Source organism: Sandaracinobacteroides sp., assembly GCF_057137845.1.
In genome coordinates this window covers 1-2,902 of record NZ_DBNHFX010000215.1, presented here as the reverse complement: position 1 = coordinate 2,902, position 2,902 = coordinate 1, and the positions used below count along the sequence as shown (strand labels likewise).

Sequence of the window (2,902 nt, the reverse complement as noted above, 5' to 3'; positions counted from 1 at the left end):
GCCAGCAGATTGCAGTGTCTGGCGATCAAGCGTCTTGCCCATATGATACCGGGGCCGCTAGCAATGGCCTATGCAGAAACTGGTCATCGCTGCGCTCGTTGGCAGCGCACAAGCCCCCGCCCTGGCGCAAACCACCATCCAACCCGCCGACGATCCGCACCTGTGGCTGGAAGATGTCACGGGCGCGAAGCAACTGGACTGGGTTCGTGCCCGCAACGCCCGCTATCTGCCCGAACTGGAAAAGGTGCCGGGCTTTGCCGGCTGGCAGGCCAAGGCCGAGGCGATCCTGCAGGATCCGCGCCGGATCGCCATGCCGACAGGTGCGCAGCCAAGCGGCGTGACCGCTGACCGGGTGTTCAACTTCTGGCGCGACAAGGATCATGTGCGCGGGCTTTGGCGCGTGTCGCCGCGCACGGCGTTCGATGCCGGCAAGCCGGAATGGCAGGTGCTGCTGGACCTTGATCAACTGGAAAAGGCCGAAGGGCGCAACTTCCAGTTTGGCGGCGCAAGCTGCTTCGGCGCCAGCTATGGCCGCTGTCTGGTGCGCCTGTCGGTCGGCGGCAAGGATGCCGTCGAGATCCGCGAGTTCGATACCGCAAGCCGCCGATTCGTGGCGCCCGCAGACGGAGGGTTCGCCAGCCCCGAGGCCAAGCAGTCGACCGCATGGCTGGATGCCGACCGGCTGCTGATCGCAACCGCTGCCGGGCCGGTGAGCAAGTCGGGCTATGCGCGCGAAGTGCGGCTGTGGCAGCGCGGAACGGAGTTTGCCGACGCGAAGCTGCTGCTGTCGATCGGCGCGGACGACATGGCCGCAAACCCGGCCGCGTTCGGCAAGGGTGACGGGCGGCGCGCGGTGATCGTGCAGGCGCTGACCTTCTGGACGGCGCGTGTCCACCATCTGGGTGTGGATGGCCGGCTGACGGTTTCACCGCTGCCGGAAGATGCCCGATTCGAGTTTATCGCCGATGTCGGCGACGGGCCGCGCGCCTTTGCCCTGCTGCGGAGCGATTTCAACGGCATCCCCAAGGGAAGCCTGGTTTCCTATGCGGTGCCCGCGAGCGGCGCGCCGGGACCTGTCGAGGTGGTGTACACCGCCAACGCCGCGCAGGCGATCGACGGTGCCGATGCAACTGGCGGCGCGGTTTATGTGAATCTGCTGGACGATGTGTCGGCCAAGCTGGTGCGGCTGACGCGCGATGGCGGCAAATGGGCCTCGACCACCGTGCCGTTGCCCGCGAACAGCGCGCTGAAGCTGGTGGCGACCGACGCTGCCGACACCCTTTATGCAAGTATCGTCGGCTTTACCGAGCCGGAGCGGCTGGTGCGCACCACCGGCGGCGCGGCGCCTGTGGTGCTGGCTTCGGCGCCGGCGTTTTTCGATGGTTCGAAGTTTGTGGTGAAGCAGGAGTTCGCAACCTCGAAGGACGGGACGAAGGTGCCCTATTTCGTGGTGCGCCCGAAGGACGCCAGCGGGCCGCTGAAGACCTACTACTGGTCGTATGGGGGGTTCGAGGTGGCGCTGGTGCCGAACTATCTGCCGCCCGAAGCGCAGATGTGGGTGGAGGACGGCAACCAGTTCGTCATCGGCAACATCCGGGGCGGCGGCGAATATGGCCCGCGCTGGCACCAGGCGGCGCTGCTGGAGAAGCGGCAGAACAGCTATGACGATCTGCACGCCATCGCCGAGGACATGAAGGTGCGGGGGCTTGCCTCGAAGATTGCAGTGCACGGGCGGTCGAACGGCGGGCTGATGGCGTCGGTTGCCTATACGCAGCGGCCCGATCTGTATGAGGCGACGATGGTGGGCGTGCCGCTGGCCGACATGCAGCGCTATCATCTGCTGCTGGCCGGGGCATCGTGGATGGCGGAATATGGCAACCCCGACACCGCCGACTGGGAATTCATCCGCAAATACAGCCCCTATCAGAACATTCGGGCCGGCGTGAAATATCCGCGCGTGTTCTTCTATACCTCGACCAAGGACGATCGTGTGCATCCGGGCCATGCACGCAAGATGGCGGCCGAGATGGAAGCACAGGGGCACCCGATCTATTACTACGAGAATATCGATGGCGGCCATGCGGGCGTCGCCAACCTGAAAGAGGCGGCCTATCGATTTGCGCTGATGCGGGCCTATCTGGAAAAGGAACTGAAGTGAGCGTTCCGGCAAGCGACGGCGGCGGTTTCGCCATCCCCGCTTTCGATCTGGCGGCCTTCGTCGATGCGACGCTTGCCGAAGATCTGGGCGGCGTGGTCGATCCGTCGCGCGATCTGACGGCGCATGCCTGCCTTGCCGCCGACGCCCGGCTGAAGGCGGTGCTTTCCAGCCGCGACGCCGTGGTGGTGGCCGGGCTTGGGGTGGCGGCCGCGATGTTCCGGCGGCTGGATGCCGGGTGCCGGATCGCCCTGCTGAAGGGCGACGGCGACCGGGTGGAGCGCGGCACCGGGCTGATGACGGTGGAGGGAAACGCCCGCGCGCTGCTGGCGGCCGAGCGCTCGGCGCTGAACATCCTGCAGCATCTGACGGGGATCGCCACGCTGACGGGCCGCTATGCCGACGCGATCGCCGGAACCGGCGCCATCCTGCTGGATACCCGCAAGACCCTGCCGGGCCTGCGGCATCTGGAAAAATTTGCCGTGCGCATGGGGGGCGGCCAGAACCACCGCATGGGGCTGTTCGACGCGCCGATGGTGAAGGACAATCATATTGCGGCCGCCGGTGGTGTGGCGCAGGCGGTTTCGGCCTGCAAGCAGGCGGGCCTTGCCAACATCACGGTGGAGGTGGACCGGATCGACCAGATCGCCCCGGCGCTGGCGGCAGGCGCCGACCGGCTGCTGCTGGACAACATGGCGCCGCCGATGCTGCGCGAGGCCGTGGCGCTGGTGGCGGGGCGGGTGCCGA

At 66.7% G+C, this 2,902-nt stretch carries 2 protein-coding genes; both read left to right on the top strand.

The window, feature by feature from the left end; all coding sequences use genetic code 11:
- The first annotated feature begins 70 nt into the window (after nucleotides 1-70).
- A complete protein-coding gene (locus AC16JP_RS11630; RefSeq protein WP_484340780.1) occupies nucleotides 71-2,158 on the top strand; it encodes a prolyl oligopeptidase family serine peptidase in 2,088 nt (695 codons plus the stop codon).
- The coding region (gene nadC / locus AC16JP_RS11625; protein ID WP_484340779.1) for a carboxylating nicotinate-nucleotide diphosphorylase at nucleotides 2,155-2,902 on the top strand (748 nt) is incomplete at its 3' end. The genes AC16JP_RS11630 and nadC, both read left to right, overlap by 4 nt.